The organism is Pseudomonas sp. ok266, from assembly GCF_900110195.1.
Classification (GTDB): domain Bacteria; phylum Pseudomonadota; class Gammaproteobacteria; order Pseudomonadales; family Pseudomonadaceae; genus Aquipseudomonas; species Aquipseudomonas neuropathica.
On sequence record NZ_FOCU01000008.1, the window covers coordinates 141,472 to 159,045 of the forward strand.

At 61.1% G+C, this 17,574-nt stretch carries 15 protein-coding genes; 7 read left to right on the forward strand and 8 right to left on the reverse strand.

Annotated features, from left to right (window positions below; all coding sequences use genetic code 11):
* Positions 1-38 precede the first annotated feature (38 nt).
* Positions 39-368: a DUF1820 family protein gene (locus BMY54_RS16605; RefSeq protein ID WP_003185742.1), complete on the forward strand. Its 330-nt coding sequence runs from the start codon at positions 39-41 to the stop codon at positions 366-368.
* Between the two features lie 139 nt (positions 369-507).
* On the opposite strand, the gene BMY54_RS16610 is transcribed toward BMY54_RS16605, so the two are convergent.
* The 4 genes from BMY54_RS16610 to BMY54_RS16625 all read right to left on the reverse strand — a co-directional run bounded on the left by BMY54_RS16610 (position 508) and on the right by BMY54_RS16625 (position 4,026).
* A complete protein-coding gene (locus BMY54_RS16610) occupies positions 508-1,062 on the reverse strand; it encodes a tetratricopeptide repeat protein (protein ID WP_003228518.1) in 555 nt (184 codons plus the stop codon).
* A 225-nt stretch (positions 1,063-1,287) separates the two neighbouring features.
* A complete protein-coding gene (gene hemL, locus BMY54_RS16615; RefSeq protein ID WP_093434628.1) occupies positions 1,288-2,571 on the reverse strand; it encodes a glutamate-1-semialdehyde 2,1-aminomutase in 1,284 nt (427 codons plus the stop codon).
* 15 nt (positions 2,572-2,586) lie between these two features.
* The gene (thiE, locus tag BMY54_RS16620; protein ID WP_093434631.1) at positions 2,587-3,210 is read right to left on the reverse strand and encodes a thiamine phosphate synthase; all 624 of its coding nucleotides are present in this window, start codon (positions 3,208-3,210) and stop codon (positions 2,587-2,589) included.
* An 18-nt stretch (positions 3,211-3,228) separates the two neighbouring features.
* Positions 3,229-4,026, reverse strand: a complete 798-nt coding sequence (locus BMY54_RS16625; protein ID WP_007909650.1) for a hydroxymethylpyrimidine/phosphomethylpyrimidine kinase — start codon at positions 4,024-4,026, stop codon at positions 3,229-3,231.
* Positions 4,027-4,330: 304 nt separating this feature from the next.
* On the opposite strand from BMY54_RS16625, the gene BMY54_RS16630 reads away from it, so the two are divergent.
* From BMY54_RS16630 to BMY54_RS16645, 4 genes are all read left to right on the forward strand, one after another.
* Positions 4,331-6,685 (forward strand): hybrid sensor histidine kinase/response regulator, encoded by a 2,355-nt coding sequence (locus tag BMY54_RS16630; protein WP_093434633.1) that lies wholly within the window; start codon positions 4,331-4,333, stop codon positions 6,683-6,685.
* A 96-nt stretch (positions 6,686-6,781) separates the two neighbouring features.
* Positions 6,782-8,431, forward strand: coding sequence for an acyl-CoA dehydrogenase family protein (locus tag BMY54_RS16635; protein ID WP_093434636.1), 1,650 nt, complete (start codon positions 6,782-6,784; stop codon positions 8,429-8,431).
* Between the two features lie 191 nt (positions 8,432-8,622).
* A complete protein-coding gene (gene amn / locus BMY54_RS16640) occupies positions 8,623-10,122 on the forward strand; it encodes an AMP nucleosidase (RefSeq protein ID WP_016986142.1) in 1,500 nt (499 codons plus the stop codon).
* 72 nt (positions 10,123-10,194) lie between these two features.
* Complete coding sequence (locus tag BMY54_RS16645) at positions 10,195-10,830, forward strand: pseudouridine synthase (RefSeq protein ID WP_093434639.1); 636 nt, start codon at positions 10,195-10,197, stop codon at positions 10,828-10,830.
* On the opposite strand, the gene BMY54_RS16650 is transcribed toward BMY54_RS16645, so the two are convergent.
* Entirely contained in the window at positions 10,825-11,034 is a 210-nt protein-coding gene (locus tag BMY54_RS16650) for a DUF2788 domain-containing protein (RefSeq protein WP_003228500.1), read from the reverse strand. The two genes, BMY54_RS16645 and BMY54_RS16650, sit on opposite strands and share 6 nt — an antisense overlap.
* A gap of 280 nt (positions 11,035-11,314) precedes the next feature.
* On the reverse strand, positions 11,315-11,794 hold the full coding sequence (locus BMY54_RS16655; protein WP_008081091.1) for an Lrp/AsnC family transcriptional regulator: 480 nt from the start codon (positions 11,792-11,794) through the stop codon (positions 11,315-11,317).
* Between the two features lie 451 nt (positions 11,795-12,245).
* Between BMY54_RS16655 and BMY54_RS16660 the strand changes: the two genes are divergently transcribed.
* Positions 12,246-13,307 (forward strand): DUF6515 family protein, encoded by a 1,062-nt coding sequence (locus BMY54_RS16660; RefSeq protein WP_093434642.1) that lies wholly within the window; start codon positions 12,246-12,248, stop codon positions 13,305-13,307.
* Here the strand turns inward: BMY54_RS16660 and BMY54_RS16665 are convergent.
* Complete coding sequence (locus BMY54_RS16665; RefSeq protein ID WP_093434645.1) at positions 13,301-14,209, reverse strand: cation diffusion facilitator family transporter; 909 nt, start codon at positions 14,207-14,209, stop codon at positions 13,301-13,303. The genes BMY54_RS16660 and BMY54_RS16665 overlap by 7 nt on opposite strands.
* 12 nt (positions 14,210-14,221) lie before the next feature.
* The gene (locus tag BMY54_RS16670; RefSeq protein ID WP_016986146.1) at positions 14,222-14,641 is read right to left on the reverse strand and encodes a hypothetical protein; all 420 of its coding nucleotides are present in this window, start codon (positions 14,639-14,641) and stop codon (positions 14,222-14,224) included.
* A 364-nt stretch (positions 14,642-15,005) separates the two neighbouring features.
* On the opposite strand from BMY54_RS16670, the gene hrpB reads away from it, so the two are divergent.
* Positions 15,006-17,525, forward strand: a complete 2,520-nt coding sequence (gene hrpB / locus BMY54_RS16675) for an ATP-dependent helicase HrpB (RefSeq protein WP_093434647.1) — start codon at positions 15,006-15,008, stop codon at positions 17,523-17,525.
* Positions 17,526-17,574: the final 49 nt, after the last annotated feature.

Here is a 17,574-nt window from a genome sequence, read left to right on the forward strand (position 1 = left end):
TGCGCCCTCATTTTTATCCCCGATGTTATCCCCCCGCCATGACCAAACGCGAAGCTCCAATCTATAAGGTGATTTTCCTCAACCAGGGCCAGGTGTTCGAAATGTACGCCAAGCAGATCTATCAAAGTGATCTGTGGGGCTTTCTGGAAGTGGAAGAGTTCGTCTTTGGCGAGCGCACGCAAGTGGTCGTCGATCCGAGCGAAGAAAAGCTCAAGGCGCAGTTCGAAGGCGTGGTGCGCAGCTTTGTGCCGATGCATTCGATTGTGCGCATCGACGAAGTGGAACGTCTGGGCACCCCGAAAATCAGCGAAGCCCGGGGCGCGGTCGGCAATGTGATGCCGTTTCCGATGCCGATGCCTGAGAAGTAAAACACAAGATCGCGTCGCCCTCATTCGCGAGCAAGTCGAATCGTCGCACCGTCGCTCTCACAGGGGATCTTCTGAACACTGGAGATCTACTGTGGGAGCGAGCTTGCTCGCGAAGGGGCCGGAAAGGTCGGCGCAAAAATCAGGGAAGAGGCGAGAACGGCGTACGCCCATCGGCGCTCTGCAGTTCCATCAGGTATTTACGGAAAATTTGCCCGAGCACCTGGGTCGCGGTTTCGAGGTCTTCGCGAGACATTTTTTCGGAGACTTCGTCGGCCGTGTCCAGCGCGTCTTCAGCGCCGTTGACCGCGGCCATCTTCAGCACGATGTACGCCTGAATATTGTTGGCCTGCACGCCTTCACCGTGGAAGAACATGGTGCCAAGTTTGAATTGCGCCTGAGCGTGGCCTTGCAACGAGGCTTTTTCGAAATAGCTCAAGGCTTGATTGAGGTCGCGCGGGGCATTCTTGCCGTCGTAGTAGAACTCACCCAACTCGTATTGCGCTTGCGCATCCCCTTCGTCCGCCGCTTTCTGGCAGGCGGCCAGTGCCTGCGTGACGTCTTGCGGCTGAGTATTGAGGGTGCAACGACCCATCGCCGGGATCAACAACGAGTTGCCGCCTGCTTGTGCATGCGCGAGCAGGGGCTGAAGGAGCAACAGGCAGCCCAAGGCAAGGGTGCGGCCGGTGCGGTTCATGGGAATCGACTTACCTCTGAAGGGCACGCGGACCCATCGAGGGATCCAATAAGCGCGCATTATGAAATAAGCAGGGCCAACCTTACAAAGTCTTTACTCGTTTTTCTGCTGCGCGGGGAATATATCGCCCACTTTAGGGGAGATTTTTAGCAGGAGCATCGGAAAAACAGCGTCGATGTAGGTGAATGCTGACGCTGGCGATAGCCAACGTCAGCGGTACGGCGGTTATTTCAGTGCGGCGAAGGCGCGCTCGGCAGCGTCCAGTGTCAGTTTCAACTCGGCTTCGCCGTGGGCGATCGAGGTAAACCCGGCTTCGAAGGCGCTCGGCGCCAGGTACACGCCACCTTCCAGCATCAGGTGGAAGAAGCGACCGAACAGGGCAGCGTCGCTGGCCATCACATCTTCAAAGGTGACGATGTCGTCGGCGCCGCTGAAGTACAGACCGAACATGCCGCCAGCCTGCGTGGTCACGAACGGAATGCCAGCAGCATCGGCGCGTTGTTGCAGGCCATCGAGCAGGCGCGTGGTGTAGTCGGTCAGCTCGGCGTGGAAACCCGGACGGCTGATCAAACGCAGCGTGGTCAAGCCGGCGGCCATGGCCAACGGATTACCCGACAGCGTGCCGGCCTGATACACCGGGCCCAGCGGCGCAATACGCTGCATGATTTCACGCTTGCCGCCGAAGCAGCCGACCGGCATGCCGCCACCGATGATCTTGCCGAAGGTGGTCAGGTCTGGATTGACCCCGTAATACGCCTGAGCACCGCCGAGGGCAACGCGGAAACCGGTCATCACTTCGTCGAAAATCAGCACCACGCCATGCTTGTCGCACAGCGTGCGCAGGCCTTCGAGGAAGCCTGGTGCTGGTGGTACGCAGTTCATGTTGCCGGCCACTGGCTCAACGATGATGCAGGCCACTTCCTGGCCGACTTCAGTGAGCATCTTCTCAACCGCGTCGATGTCGTTGAACGGCAGGGTCAGGGTGTGTTTGGCGAAAGCCGCCGGCACACCGGCGGAGCTCGGTACGCCCTGGGTCAGTGCGCCGGAACCGGCCTTGACCAGCAGGCTGTCGGAGTGGCCGTGATAGCAGCCCTCGAACTTGATGATGCTGTCACGGCCGGTGTAACCACGGGCCAGACGGATCGCGCTCATGGTCGCTTCGGTGCCGGAGCTGACCATGCGCACCATGTCCATCGATGGCACCAGCGAGCAGACCAGATCGGCCATCTCGGTTTCCATCGCGGTCGGCGCACCGTACGACAAGCCGTGTTGCAGCTGATTGCGCACTGCGTCCAGCACGTCCGGGTGGCTGTGGCCGAGGATCATCGGACCCCACGAACCAACGTAATCGACATAACGCTTGTCGTCTTCGTCGGTAACGTAAGCACCTTCAGCGTGCTTGAAGAACAGCGGTGTGCCGCCCACGCTTTTGAACGCGCGAACCGGCGAATTCACGCCTCCGGGAATGTGTTTCTGGGCATTGGCAAACAGGGTTTCGGAACGAGACATGATCGGGCTCTCAAATCAGACTTTCAGTAATTCATTGAACGCGCGGGCGCGGCGGGTCACTTCGGCGGTGCTCTCGGCACCAAACAGACCGTGGACCACGGCGAGCAGGTCGACCCCATGGGCCACCAGCGGCGCGGCGTTGTCGAGGGTGATGCCGCCAATCGCGCAGATTGGCAGGTGCAGTGTGCACTTGGCTTCGTCGAGCAGATCGAGGCTGCAGGTCGGCGCGCCGGGCTTGGTGTTGGAGTTGAAGAAGCGACCGAAGGCGACATAACTCGCACCTTCTTTGGCCGCTTGTTCGGCCAGCGCGATTTGCGCGTGGCAGGTCGAGCCGATGATCGCTTTCGAGCCGAGCAGGGCGCGGGTCGGCGACAGCGGGCCGTCGGTCTGGCCGAGGTGCACGCCAACGTTGAGGCGCGCCGCCAGTTCAGCATCATCGTTGATGATCAGCTGCGTCTTGTAGCGTTCGCACAGATCGCGCAGCGCTTCGGCCTCGCGCAGACGGCGGGCCTCATCGTTGCTCTTGTCGCGGTATTGCAGCAGGGTGACGCCGCCTTCCAGCGCCGCCTCCACGTAAGACAGAAACTTGCCGGCCAGCAACTGGCTGTCGGTAATGGCATACAGGCCACGTAGTTTCATCAGGCAGACCTCACGACGTTACGAGCAGAAATCCAGCGGCAGGCGACGCGGGACGAACTGGCCTTTGCCCAGTTGTTCGGCATCGCGCAGGGTGCGCCAGGTGTAATCCAGTGCACTGCGTACGGCGCTGGCCAGGTGTTCGCCTTGGGCCAGTCGGCCGGCGAGGGCGCTGGCCAAGGTGCAGCCGGAGCCGTGATAGCTGCCGGGCAGACGCTGACAGATAAAGGTTTCACGCAGACCGTCGCGGCTATACACGCGGTTGTGGATTTCAGTTTCGTCGCCATGGCCGCCGGTGATCAGCAGGTTTTTGACGAACGGCAGGAGTTTTTCAGCGCACTCGTCCGCAGTGCCTTCGGGCAGTTCGGCGAGGATTCGCGCTTCAGGAAGGTTAGGGGTGGCAATGATCGACAGCGGCAGCAGACGCTCACGCATCGCGTAACCCACCTCGTCCTTGCCCAGACGTCCGCCGCCGCCGGCGCGCAGCACCGGGTCGCAGACCACCGGCAAGTGCGGGTGCGCCGAGAGCAGTTCGACAACGGTGTCGACCATTTCCAGCGAACCGAGCATGCCCAGTTTGACTGCCGCGACTTCGGAGTCGTTGAGTACGGCATTGGCTTGAGCCAATACCCACTCACGGTCGAGGACGCGGAAGTCAGTGACGTTGACGGTGTCTTGCACGGTCAGGGCGGTGACGGCCGGAGCCGCATGGCAACCCTGCGCGAGCAGGGCTTCGATATCTGCCTGCAAGCCGGCGCCACCACTTGGGTCGTGGCCGGAGAGACAGAGGACAACGGGGCGGGAGCTGTAGATATTCATGGTGCGCGAGCTTACCACCAAACCTGATTTTCGGGTTCAGTGCCGTTGTCCCGGGCCGCTAACCTGGCAGGAGAATCCGACCGCTCTGTCACAAGCTGACCATCTCAACAGCTCTAGCTCGCTGCTTTGCTCTGGAACGCCCGTTCTAGAGCCTTTGTAGGAAAAATTTCAATGGTGCTCAATGGCCATCAACGGCTATGCTAGTCTGGATCCAAACCAATAACAGGTAATACCGGTTTTACGTCTACTCAAAGGGAATGGGGGGGCTTCCTGACACAACCGGACGAGCCACGCTGGGGCTTCAATGCGCTATTTGCTGATGTTGTTGTTCTGCTTGCCACTCATGGCGAGCGCCGTCGAATTCGACGAATTTACCCAGAGCCTCCCTCTGGGCCGGTCGCTGCAAGTGTTCGAAGACCCGAGCGGTCAGGCGAGCATTGCCGATGTTCGTGCGCAAGCTGCCGCCGGCAATTTCAAAGTTCACGATAAGGCCACGCTTAATGCCGGTTACTCGCGCTCGGCGTTCTGGCTGAAAATTGACCTGCAGTACCGTCCGAGCAATCCCGCCGCCCAGCGCACCTGGCTGCTGGAACTGGCTTATCCACCGCTTGACCATCTCGACCTCTATACGGCCGACGCCAATGGCGACTACCGCCTCGTCCGGCAAACCGGCGACGCCTGGCCGTTCGCCAGCCGCGAGATCCGCCAGAACAACTATTTGTTCGACCTCGCTTTCGCACCGGGTCAACAACAAACCGTGTACCTGCGACTGGCCAGTGAAGGCTCGATTCAGGCACCGGTGACGTTGTGGTCGAGCACCGCGTACCTCGAAGATCAGCCGGTGCGCCTGTATGTGCTGGGGATCATTTATGGCGTGCTGCTGGGGATGCTGGTCTACAACCTGTTCATCTATCTGAGTGTGCGCGACACCAGTTACCTCTATTACATCTTCTATATCGCCTCGTTCGGCCTTTATCAGTTGTCGGTGAACGGCGCGGCGGTGGAGTATTTCTGGCCGGACAATCCGTGGTGGGCCAACGCGGCCACGCCATTTTTCATCGGCTGTGCGGGGCTGTTCGGCAGTCAGTTCGCCCGCAGTTTCCTGCAGACCAAAAACCATAGTCGTTGGCTTGATCGCCTGCTGATTGCACTGATCGCGTTCGGTGCGCTGGTGGTTGGTTTGTCGCTGATGACCAGTTACGCGTTGTCGCTGCGCCTGGCGACGATACTGGCGCTGACCTTCACTGTGGTGATTTTCGCCGCCGGGATTCTGGCCTGGTGGCGTGGTTTGCGCGTGGCGCGCTATTTCATCATCGCCTGGTCGGCGTTTCTGCTCGGCGGCATCGTCAACACGCTGATGGTGCTCGGCTTGCTGCCGAACGTGTTCCTGACGATGTATGCCAGCCAGATCGGCTCAGCTATCGAGGTGGCGCTGCTGTCGCTGGCACTGGCCGACCGGATCAATGCGATGCGCGAGCAACAGGCGCAGACCTTGTATGACGCCGGGCAGAAACTCGAAGTGCTCAACCAGCAACTGGCCCACAGCAACAAACTCAAGGACGAATTCCTCGCGACCCTGACCCACGAATTGCGCACACCGATGAACGGCGTGATCGGTTCGCTGGAGCTGATGCAGACCGTCGAGCTGGATCCGGAGCTTGAGCAATACCAGCAGACCGCCGCCGGTTCCGCGCGAGACATGATGCGCATGGTCAACGGCATCCTCACCCTCACGGAATTGCAGGCCGGCAAGCTCAAGGCTGTGCCGGGCAGTTTCAGCCTGCGCGCGGTGGTCGAAGCGCTGCGCGTGCAGTTCGACAGCAACGCGGCGAGCAAGTCGCTGGACTTCAAGGTCGAGGTGCTGCCGACCCTGCCGGATCGTTTGCACGGCGACAGCGCCAAACTCGCGCAATGTCTGGAATGCCTGCTGGACAACGCGATCAAGTTCACCCGCGTCGGCGGGCTGGCGCTGCGGGTGACCGGCAAACCGTTGACGGACAATCGCCTGGCGTTGTCGTTTGCGGTGATCGACACTGGCATCGGTTTTACCGATCTGGGCGAGGCGACGATGTACCAGCGCTTCTTCCAGCTCGACGGTTCGATGACCCGCGAATACGGCGGACTGGGCGTGGGGCTGGCGATCTGCCGACAGTTGGTCGAGCTGCTTGGCGGCAAGCTTACTCATCGCTCCGAACCTGGACGTGGCAGCCGTTTTCAACTGGACGTTGAGTTTGAACTGCCGGCGGTTGAAGCTGCGCCGATCGTCGCGCCTTCGCACGATTGTGTGCGTGCACCGCAGGACTGCACGGTGTTGCTGGTGGATGACAACAGTGTCAACCAACTGGTGATGCGCGGCATGTTGCTCAAGCTCGGCTTTCGCGTGCGTACCGCCGACAACGGCGCGGCGGCATTGGATTGCTTGCAACGAGAGACTTTCGACGCAGTGCTGATCGATTGCCAGTTGCCGGCTTACGACGGCGCGTCATTGTGCTGCCAGATTCATGCGTTGCCGGGCTGCGCGAACTTGCCGGTATTCATGCTGGCGCTAACTGCCGACCGAGAGCTTTGCGCAACGGGGGCGCCTGTCGATTACTTGAACAAACCCGTAAAATTCGAAGATCTGCAATCTGCACTGGAGCGGCGGGTGCTGTGCTGCTAGTAGGGTAAAAGCGCCGCGAATTCGGCGGATATGACACTTTGACCGGTTGCGGAGCGGTGCTTAACTGGGTTCCTTGGTTGCCCGAAGGAGCCCGTCATGAACCTGCATCAGTTCGCCGAAACCCACGAAGTCACCAACCAGCCACCGTCGCTGGACGGCACTAACCTGTACCGCATCGACCTGCCGTTGCAGGAGTGGTCGCGGCGCTTTGGTGCCGGGTGGGCGGAGTCGCGGATCGATGCCTACGGTGCACTCGCTGGTGGGCCGTTGATGGAAGCCGGGTTCCTCGCCAACCAGAATAAACCAACGTTCGCCAGCCATGACCGCTACGGTCATCGCATCGATCTGGTGGAATTTCATCCGGCCTATCACGAACTGATGGGCACGGCGATCGAGCATGGCCTGACGTCGCTGCCATGGACCCATCCACAGGACGGCGCGCACGTCGCGCGCGCCTCGATGACCTATCTGCACAGCCAGGCAGAAGCCGGCAGCGGTTGCCCGTTGACCATGACTTTCGCCAGCGTGCCGGCCCTGCGTTTGCAGCCGAATCTGGCCGAGCAATGGCTACCGAAAGTCCTCGCCACCGAATACGACCTGCGCAACGTCGGCATGGCGCACAAGGCCGGCGTGACCATCGGCATGGCCATGACCGAGAAACAGGGCGGCACCGACGTGCGCGCCAATACCACCAAGGCTTACCCGGTCGGCGCCAGTGGCCCGGGTCAGGCCTATGAACTGGTCGGGCACAAGTGGTTCTGCTCGGCGCCGATGTGCGATGCCTTCCTCACGCTGGCGCAGACCGACAAGGGTTTGAGCTGCTTCCTGTTGCCGCGTCATCGCCCGGACGACACGCGCAATCAGTTCTACATCCAGCGCCTGAAAAACAAACTCGGCAACCAGTCCAACGCCTCCAGCGAAGTGGAGTTCCGTGGCGCGCTGGCGTGGATGGTCGGTGAGGAAGGGCGCGGCGTGCCGACTATTATCGAGATGGTCGCCATGACTCGGTTCGATTGCATGGTCGGTTCCAGCGCTTTGATGCGCCAGGCGCTGACCCAGGCCAGCCATCACTGCGCGCACCGCAAGGTTGGCGGCAAGCTGCTCAGCGAACAGCCGTTGATGCAAAACGTCCTGGCTGATCTGGCCCTGGAAAGCGAAGCCGCGCTGGCCCTGAGTTTGCGCATGGGCAAGGCGCTGGATCATCTGGACGATCGCCACGAAGCGCAATTTGCGCGGCTGGTGACGGCGGTGGGCAAGTATTGGATCTGCAAGCGTGCGCCGGGGATGATCAACGAAGCGGCCGAGTGCATGGGCGGCGCCGGGTATGTCGAGGACAGTATCCTGCCGCGTCTGTACCGTGAGGCACCGGTGAACTCTACGTGGGAAGGCTCGGGGAATGTGCAATGCCTCGACGTGCTGCGCGCGTTGTCGAAAGAGCCGGGGGTGCTGGATGTGTTGTTCAGCGAACTCGGTGACGGGCATGGCGACAAGCGTCTGGCGGCGCATATTCAGCAGTTGCAGGCGCAGTTCAAAGACACCAGTGATATTCAGTATCGCGCGCGGCAACTGACCGAAGACATCGCGCTCGGTTTACAGGCCAAGCTTCTGTTGGAGGCCGGAAATTCAACGGTCAGCGATGCCTTCATCGCCAGCCGCCTGAGCGGTGGCGGCCGGGTTTACGGTGCATTACCTCGCGGACTGGACGTCGAAGCCATCGTCGCCCGCTCAACCCCGCAAGGTTTCTGAGCTCAATTTCCCAAGCGGCACAAAACCCTGTGGGAGCGAGCTTGCTCGCGAAAGCGGTACATCAGTCGACAGCTATGTTGAATGACAATCCGTATTCGCGAGCAAGCTCGCTCCCACGGGATCTCCCTAGATGGGAAGATTTGGGTACACCCACAACGCCACTGTTCCCGTGACGCCACGATGCAGGCAAGATGAAGCTCTGCAAGTCAGAACACAGGAAGCTGATCGTGACCGAAGCGTTTATTGTCGTTCAAACCGCCGAACAAGCCGTGGACCGTCTGGCCGAGCTGCATGAGCGGGCCACCACTGCGCTGAACTCGGCGCTCAAGCGTTACCTCAAGGATCGCGTCGAACCCGACGCTGCGCAGCGTGCTCTGTTTCGTTATCCCGAACTGCGTCTGACCTATCACTGCCAGGGCGAAGTGCCGCAGACCACCCGCGCTTATGCCAAGGTGCAACTGCCGGGCACTTACAGCGTCACCGTCACCCACCCGGCGGCGTTCCGCAAATACCTGCTCGAACAGTTGGTGCCATTGATGCACGACTTCACCGTGACCGTGGAAGTCGGCGTCAGCCAGCAAAACATTCCGTATCCGTATGTGGTCGAGCAGGGCGATGAACTCGCCGGTTCCGGCGTCACTGCTGCCGTGCTGGCGCGGGTGTTCCCGAGTACCGACCTGTCCGCCGCCACCGATGGCATCGCCGACGGTCTCTACGACTGGGAAAACACCGATCCGCTGCCGCTGGCCTTGTTTGACGCTGCGCGCGTGGATTTCTCCCTGCGCCGTCTGGTGCACTACACCGGCAGCGATTGGCGCCATGTACAGCCGTGGATTCTGCTGACCAACTATCACCGCTATGTCGACCAGTTCATCGTCCATGGTCTGGAACAGTTGCGCCGCGACCCGCGATTCGTGCGCATGGTCTTGCCGGGCAACGTGATCATCGAGAAGGGCATGGATCACGGCGAAGCATCGGCGATTGCGGCCGGTGTGGTCTGGCACCGATACCAGATGCCGGCCTATCACCTGATTGCCAGCGATGGCCACGGCGTGACGCTGGTCAACATCGGCGTCGGCCCGTCCAACGCCAAGAACATCACCGACCACTTGGCGGTGCTGCGTCCGCATTGCTGGCTGATGATCGGCCACTGCGGCGGTCTGCGTCAGTCGCAGACCATCGGCGACTATGTGCTGGCCCACGCTTACATGCGTCGCGACGGCATTCTCGACCGTGTGGTGCCGCCAAACATCCCGATCCCGGCCCTGGCGGAAGTGCAAATGGCCCTGCAGCAAGCAGCGGCCAACGTCACCGGCGAGAAGGGCGATGACCTGAAGAAACGCCTGCGCACCGGCACCGTGCTGACCTACGACGACCGTAACTGGGAATTGCGTTGGGCGCAGGAACGACCGTTGATCAACCTGTCCCGCGCTGTGGCCGTGGACATGGAAAGCGGCACGATTGCAGCGCAGGGTTATCGCCTGCGGGTGCCGTACGGCACGTTGCTCTGCGTTTCAGATAAACCGCTGCACAGTGAAATCAAACTGCCGGGTTCGGCCAACGCCTTCTATGAACGCGCGGTCAGCCAGCACTTGAAGATCGGCATTGAAGCGGTGGACCTGCTGCGCACCGAGCTCAACTCGTTGCACTCGCGCAAACTGCGCAGCTTCGACGAGCCGCCGTTCCGTTAACGCTTAGTCGTGGTCATTTGGCGGTCGGGGCACTAGCATTGTCAGCCCTGATCGCTAAATGTCTGTTCTCTTATGTCTCGTCCCCCGCGTCCACCTTCCCGCCGCCCCGGCGCGAAGCCTCAGTCGTCCGCGCCACGCCGTGTTGCCAAGGCACCGCCGGCCGAGCCGAAACTGATCCTGTTCAACAAACCGTTCGATGTGCTGACGCAATTCAGCGACGGTGAAGGGCGGGCGACGCTCAAGGATTTCATCGATGTGCCCGGCATTTATCCGGCCGGACGCCTGGATCGCGACAGCGAAGGATTGTTGCTGCTGACCAACGACGGGCAGTTGCAGGCGCGTATCGCCGATCCGAAACACAAACTGGCGAAGACCTATTGGGTGCAGGTCGAAGGTGTGCCGACGGCTGAGCAATTGCAGCGCTTGCGCGATGGCGTTGAACTGAATGACGGCATGACCTTGCCCGCCGAAGCGCGGCAACTGGATGAGCCTGAATTGTGGCCGCGCAATCCGCCGGTACGTTTTCGCGCGACCATACCGACGTCATGGCTGGAACTGGTGATTCGCGAAGGGCGCAACCGTCAGGTACGGCGCATGACGGCGGCGGTAGGCCTGCCGACATTGCGGTTGGTGCGGGTGAAGATTGGTGACTGGACGATCGACGGACTCGATCAGGGCCAGTGGAAGGAAGTGCCGGCGCGCTTATAAAGCGCCGGACTCGATCAGGCCGATCACCACACTCTTGATGATGAACGCGGCCACGCCCAGGCCCAGTACGAAGAACAGAATGAACGAGCCAAAGCGCCCGGCTTTGGACTTCTTCGCCAGATCCCAGACGATGAAACCCATGAAAATGATCAGGATGCTGACCAGACCGGTCATCATCCACTCTTCGAATACTGCTGGATCCATTGGGGTTCTCCGGCATGGGCGCGGCTAAAAGGGCGCGGCGAGTATACGCCAAGGTGTGCGGGGTGGCATTGATCTGGGTCTGATCCGAAGCCTTTGCCCTCACCCTAACCCTCTCCCAGAGGGAGAGGGGACTGACCGAGGTGTCTGGCGTCATACATCGACCTGAAAGATCGAGTCGATTATGGATTCACAGCAGAACCCTCAGGTCGGCGTACTTCCTCAGCATCTCACGGTTGGCTCCCTCTCCCTCCGGGAGAGGGCTGGGGTGAGGGGCTTTTGATCAGTTGCGCAGGTGGGTCAGCGGCAGTTCCGTGCTGTTCAAAACCTGATTCAGCACAAAACTCGAGCGCACACTGGTCACGCCTTCAATCCGGGTCAGGTGTCCCAGCAATAGCTTCTGATAGTGATCCATATCCGGCACTACCACTTTCAACTGATAGTCAGCATCCACCCCCGTCACCAGGCTGCACTCCAGCACCTGCGGCAACGTGCGAATCGCCGCTTCGAAATTCTCGAAACGCTCCGGCGTATGCCGGTCCATGCCGATCAGCACATACGCGGTCAGGCTCAGCCCGAGCATCTTGCGATCGAGCAATGCGACCTGGCGCGAGATGTAGCCGTCGTCTTCCAGTTGCTTGACCCGGCGCGAGCAAGGGGAGGGCGACAGACCGATGCGCTCGGCCAGCTCCTGGTTGGAGATGCGGGCGTCGCGCTGCAATTCCGCCAAAATACTCAGGTCGTAACGGTCGAGTTTGCTCATCAATCTGTCCTTGGTTGTAACTATTGCGGCAGATTATCTATCCAGGGTTAAAAATTGCGCAAGTGGTGTTTATTTCAGCAATCTTCGCAATCCTCTGTCGCCGTCTCAGGCCTATTCTTATCACCAGAATCACTGCTCGGTAACACAGTCCACAGCGGCCCGCCCTATCAGGCCCGCCGCGGCCGCCACCCCCACCGGGGTTGTGCCGGCCCCCGAGCTGCACACTGTCCAGAAGACGGCGTGAGGTGAGCCGACGTCAAAAGCGTCGAGCCAGGACGAAGTTCTCTAAAGGGAGGCCGACGGGTCTCCCTTTTTTCTTGCCTGCGATTTCATGCCGGACGCTCAGTAAATAAGTTGCGTGACTGATAACCTGTTGCAGAACCCGGTGTGTGTATTCCCGGTCTTAGTGACAAGCCCTCTTACATTTACAGGCCCCGCAGTGAGAAAAAGCATGAATTCGCGCATCTGGCGTCTGGCCGGTGTTGGTTTGCTGTGTGTGAGTGTCAGTGCGCAAGCGCTTGCCGATGAACCGCAGAATCGCGGGCCGGAGGGCGGTGGCCATGGCCAGGACCATCAGGGCAATAATCAGGGCCATGGCGGCAACAATCAGCCGCGTCCGCAGAATAATCAGCCACAGCAGAATCAGCCGCGCCCGCAGAACAACGAGATCATTCGTGGCGACAACAGTCGCCAGTTCGAGCACAACGGCCAGCAGCACAACAACAATGGCCAGTGGCAAAACCACGACCAGAACCGTCCGGCGTACAACCCCAATCCGGTGCGCCAGCCGCCACCACCGCCACAACTGCCGGCGAACAGCCTGCCGATCCAGCCACGGCCCGATACCGTGCGCCAGACCCAGGAACCGCGTCAGGGTTACTACCGCGACGAGCGCCCGCAAAACGGTTATCACAATCAGCAATGGCAGACCGGTAACCGGCCCAATGACAATCGCTGGCCGGGCCGTCCGGATGGTCATGGCAATGGCTGGGGGGCTGGTCCGCAATATCGACCGGGGCATGTGATCGACCGTTTCCCGGATCGTGACTACCGCGTGCCGTATCGCGGTCAGGATTACTTCTACTCCGCAGGCTACTGGTATCGCCCGCAAGGCCCGCGCTACATCGTCGTGCAGCCGCCACGCGGGATTCGCATTCAGTATTTGCCCGATTACGCCCGTGAAGTGTGGATCGGCGGTTCGCTATTGTTCCTCGCCGCCGGTGCCTACTACGCGTATCAGGAGGCGACCCAGGATTATGTAGTCGTCGAGCCGCCGGTTCAGCCGCAACCGCAGCCGCAATCCCAAGGCTATGACGTCGAAGCCTATCCGGCCAACGGCCAGTCGCCGGAGCAGGTGCAGCAGGATGGATACCAGTGCTATCAGTACGCCGTGCAGCAAAGCGGTTTCGACCCGCGCACCGCGACGTATCAGCCGGCACCCGAAGTGGTGCAGGCCTACCGCCAGGCTCAAGGGAGTTGCCTGAGCAGTCGCGGTTATCAGGTCAGTTACTGAAGCCGGGTTTGCGCCCGTTCTGACTTGACCACTTCCTGCGGGTCGGCGTGCACCAGCACCTCGGCTCGCGGGTAGGCCTTGTGAATGGCATCGGCGGCTTGGTCGCTGATGCCGTGTGCCACTGACAAGGTCAATTCCCCCGGCAATTCCAGATGCAACTGCACGAACCAGTGGTTGCCGGAGATCCGCGTGCGCAAGTCATGCGCGCCCAACACCCCCGGCACACTGCAGGCCAGTTCGAGCATGTGCTGGCTGACGTCGGTTGGCAGTTCTTCATCCATAAGCACCGAAAAACTTTCCCGGGCGATCTGGATTGCACTCCACAGGATATAGGCGGCAATGCCGAGTCCGAACCAGGCATCCAGTTGATGCCAGCCGAACCCGGCCAACACCAACGCCACCAGAATACTGCCGTTGAGTAACAGGTCGGATCGGTAATGCAGTGAGTCGGCACGCACGGCGTTGGAACCGGTCTGCTTGATCACTCGATGCTGCAGCACCAGCAAGGCCACCGTCAGCAGCAATGAGAAAATGATCACGCCAATGCTGATCCACGGTGCGCCGAGCGGTTCCGGATGCTGGATGCGTTCATAGGCTTGAAACGCGATCAATACCGCGCTGCCGCCAATGAACAGCGCCTGCGCCATCCCTGCCAGCGACTCCGCCTTGCCGTGACCATAACGGTGATCGTCATCGGCCGGGCGCAGCGCGTAATGCACGGCCAGCAGATTGAGCAGCGAAGCGATGCCATCCAGCGCCGAGTCGGTAAGGCCGGCGAGCATGCTCACCGAGCCGCTGAGCCACCAGGCGATGGCTTTGGCGATGATCAGCGTGCACGCCACCGCTACCGAGGCGCGGGTCGCCAGCCTGAGCAGGCGGGCGTGTTCGGGGCTGGATGTCATTGAACGTCCTTTTTAAGCGGCGGGTTGCAGGCCGAACATCGCCAGTTGTTGAGTGCTGCCCTTGTGTTGAATCAGGCGCGGATCATCCAGTGGGAAATCTCGGCCCAACTCGCTTTCGAGAATAGCCTGCAACTTGTGATTATCGACCTGACCGTCCGGGCCGATGGCTTGCTTGAGTTTGGCCGGGTCGATCTGCGCAGTGTGGCCCGGTTCGAAATAGATCGCACCGGTGGCGAAGTCGACGGCAAACGCGATCAGCCCGGGGATGATGTAGAACAGCAGGCCCACGGCGTCGAGCACGGCAATCGCCGGGTCGATCTTGCCGTCGATCTGACCGCGCCGGTCCGGGTAGAAAATCGAACCGCACGCGGTGATTTGCGTGAGCAGGGTGGCGACCAGTACACCGCCGATCAGGCGAAAAGGTAAGCGCATGGGGAAATCTCCTGATTCATCTAAGAACGAAGCGTAGTCGTGTGAAGTTAAGACCCTGACGAACGCCTAGCAGTTCGCCGTTATACTCGGGCCTGGCAGGGCATGCCCACAGTAAATTGCGGCCTCGTCTCACCCCTACCGAAATACGTTGAGGATTGAAGTTGTTTTCTCCAGATCGACACCGCGTGAAGGCTAATGAATCCTATCGGGGTTCGGCCCTACGGGCTAAAGCTGTGAGCGCGCCGTGCTGCGTTGCGGGACTTGGCAAGGAAACGACCCTTACCTGCGTCCCGCGCCTTGCCTGGCACGCTCACAACTTTAACGCGACTCGCAATTTACTGTGGGCACGCCCTGGGGAGCCAGCATGATTTCTTTGCCAATCGATGATGTTTTACCCGCCCTGCGTGAAGCCCTTGCGACACGCCACGAAGCCGTGCTCGAAGCACCGCCGGGCGCCGGTAAAACCACCCGCGTGCCTTTGGCCTTGCTCAATGAAGCGTGGCTGGCCGGGCAGACCATTCTGATGCTTGAACCGCGCCGTCTCGCCGCGCGTGCAGCTGCAGAAAGATTGGCCAGTGAACTGGGTGAGAAGGTCGGTGAAACCGTCGGTTATCGCATTCGTCTCGACAGCAAAGTCGGCCCCAATACGCGTATCGAAGTGGTCACCGAAGGCATTCTCACCCGCCGTTTGCAGGATGATCCGGCGCTGGAAGGCGTGGGCCTGCTGATCTTTGACGAATTTCACGAACGCAGCCTCGACGCCGATCTGGCGCTGGCCTTAAGTCTGAACGGTCGCGACCTGTTCCGGGCTGAACAGCCGCTGAAGATTTTGCTGATGTCGGCCACGCTGGAAGGCGAGCGTCTGGCCGGGTTGCTGGATGACGCGCCGATCCTGCGCAGCGAAGGCCGCATGTACCCGGTGACGATGCGTTGGGGCCGGCCGTATCAGCCCGGCGAGTACATCGATCAGCGCGTTACGCAAACCGTGCTCGAAGCGCTGCACGACGAAACCGGCAGCCTGTTGGTGTTCCTGCCGGGGCAGGCGGAAATCCGTCGCGTCCATCAACAACTGGCCGACGCCATCGGTGAGCGCAGCGATGTTTTGCTGTGCCCATTGCACGGCGAACTGGACCTCAACGCCCAGCGTGCCGCCATCGACCCGGCGCCGACCGGCCAGCGCAAAGTGGTGCTGGCGACCAACATTGCCGAAACCAGTTTGACCATCAACGGCGTGCGCGTAGTCATTGATGCCGGGCTGGCGCGGGTGCCGCGTTTCGACCCCGGCAGCGGCATGACCCGCCTCGATACCCAGCGGATTTCCAAGGCCAGCGCCACTCAGCGTGCGGGCCGCGCCGGGCGACTGGAACCGGGGGTTTGTTATCGCTTGTGGTCGCAGGATCAGCACGAACAACTCGCCGCTTATGGCAGTGCGGAAATTCTCTCGGCGGATCTCGCCAGCCTCGCTCTGCAATTGGGGCGCTGGGGTGTCACGCCGGGTGAACTGGTCTGGCTGGATGTTCCGCCAGCGGCGGCTTATGCACAGGCGCAGGATTTGCTGCAACGGCTCGGTGCGCTGGAAGGGGAAACGCTGACCACTCACGGTCAGGCCATGGCTGAGTTGCCGGCGCATCCGCGCATCGGGCATTTGCTCCTGCGCGGTCAGGCGCTGGGGCTGGCGAACATGGCCTGCGATGTCGCCGCGCTGCTGGGCGAGCGCGATATCTTGCGCGGTGCCGGGGCGGATTTGCACAGTCGATTGGTCCTGCTATCCGGCGAAGAACGCGCTGCTCGCGGTGCGCAGGGTGGTGTGCAGCGCGCCCGGCAACTGGCGCGGCAATATCGCGGTTATCTGCGCGGCAAGGCGAGCGAGCCGGTCAGCGATCCCGATCATCCGCGCTGGCTCGGCGCCTTGCTGGCGCTGGCCTACCCGGATCGCGTCGCGCAACAGCGGCGTGCCGGTGGCGCCGAATATCGTCTGGCCAACGGTCGCGCGGCGCTGTTCGCCGAAGCCGACAGCCTGATGAAAGAGCCGTGGATCGTCATCGCCGATCTCGGCAGCCGTCAGGGCCAGCGCGAAGAACGCATTTATCTGGCGGCGGATTTCGATCCGGCGCTGTTCGATTCAGTGCTTGGCGAACAGGTGCGCAACGTTGATCAACTCGACTGGGACGAGCGCGAAGGTGTGCTGCGCGCCGAGCGCCAGCGCAAGGTCGGCGAGTTGATTCTCAGCCGTGAGCCGTTGACCGGTCTTGATGAAAATGCGCGCAGTCAGGCGTTGGTCAATCTGGTGCGGCGCAAGGGGCTGGAGCTGTTGCCGTGGACGCCGGAATTGCGTCAGTGGCAGGCGCGGGTGGCGTTGTTGCGCCAGTTGGAATTGAACCATCAGGACGACAGTCAGTGGCCGGATGTCAGCGATGCGACATTACTGAACACCCTCGAAGACTGGCTGATGCCGTATCTGGGCAAGGTCTCGCGGCTCAGTCATTTTGCCAACCTCGACCTGTCGAGCATTGTGCGCAATCTGCTGCCATGGCCGCTGCCGCAGAAGCTCGATGAGCTGGCGCCACATCATCTGAGTGTGCCGTCGGGGTCGTCGATTCGTCTGGACTACAGCGAGTTTCCGCCGATTCTCGCGGTGCGTTTGCAAGAGTTGTTCGGGCTCGCCGATACCCCGCGCATTGCCGGCGGGCGGCAGGTGGTCAAGTTGCATCTGTTGTCGCCAGCAAGGCGACCGGTGCAGGTGACGCAGGATCTGGCCAACTTCTGGCGCAGCACCTATGCCGAGGTGAAAAAGGATTTGAAGGGTCGCTATCCGAAGCATTATTGGCCGGATGATCCGCTGGTCGCCGAAGCCACGGCGCGAGCGAAGCCTCGGGGCACCTGAGCAGTAGTGGCAGCGCGCCATTAGCCCATCCGCCCTAATTGCCCCTGTT

Bases quoted from the DNA above. Each gene is read 5' to 3' on its own strand.
- BMY54_RS16660 (WP_093434642.1), top strand. From the start codon at position 12,246: ATGAATTCGCGCATCTGGCGTCTGGCCGGTGTTGGTTTGCTGTGTGTG.
- BMY54_RS16635 (WP_093434636.1), top strand. From the start codon at position 6,782: ATGAACCTGCATCAGTTCGCCGAAACCCACGAAGTCACCAACCAGCCA.
- BMY54_RS16670 (WP_016986146.1), bottom strand. From the start codon at position 14,641: ATGCGCTTACCTTTTCGCCTGATCGGCGGTGTACTGGTCGCCACCCTG.
- BMY54_RS16625 (WP_007909650.1), bottom strand. From the start codon at position 4,026: ATGAATATCTACAGCTCCCGCCCCGTTGTCCTCTGTCTCTCCGGCCAC.
- BMY54_RS16655 (WP_008081091.1), bottom strand. From the start codon at position 11,794: ATGAGCAAACTCGACCGTTACGACCTGAGTATTTTGGCGGAATTGCAG.
- BMY54_RS16630 (WP_093434633.1), top strand. From the start codon at position 4,331: ATGCGCTATTTGCTGATGTTGTTGTTCTGCTTGCCACTCATGGCGAGC.
- hemL (WP_093434628.1), bottom strand. From the start codon at position 2,571: ATGTCTCGTTCCGAAACCCTGTTTGCCAATGCCCAGAAACACATTCCC.
- BMY54_RS16610 (WP_003228518.1), bottom strand. From the start codon at position 1,062: ATGAACCGCACCGGCCGCACCCTTGCCTTGGGCTGCCTGTTGCTCCTT.
- BMY54_RS16605 (WP_003185742.1), top strand. From the start codon at position 39: ATGACCAAACGCGAAGCTCCAATCTATAAGGTGATTTTCCTCAACCAG.
- thiE (WP_093434631.1), bottom strand. From the start codon at position 3,210: ATGAAACTACGTGGCCTGTATGCCATTACCGACAGCCAGTTGCTGGCC.
- amn (WP_016986142.1), top strand. From the start codon at position 8,623: ATGAAGCTCTGCAAGTCAGAACACAGGAAGCTGATCGTGACCGAAGCG.
- BMY54_RS16665 (WP_093434645.1), bottom strand. From the start codon at position 14,209: ATGACATCCAGCCCCGAACACGCCCGCCTGCTCAGGCTGGCGACCCGC.
- BMY54_RS16650 (WP_003228500.1), bottom strand. From the start codon at position 11,034: ATGGATCCAGCAGTATTCGAAGAGTGGATGATGACCGGTCTGGTCAGC.
- BMY54_RS16645 (WP_093434639.1), top strand. From the start codon at position 10,195: ATGTCTCGTCCCCCGCGTCCACCTTCCCGCCGCCCCGGCGCGAAGCCT.
- hrpB (WP_093434647.1), top strand. From the start codon at position 15,006: ATGATTTCTTTGCCAATCGATGATGTTTTACCCGCCCTGCGTGAAGCC.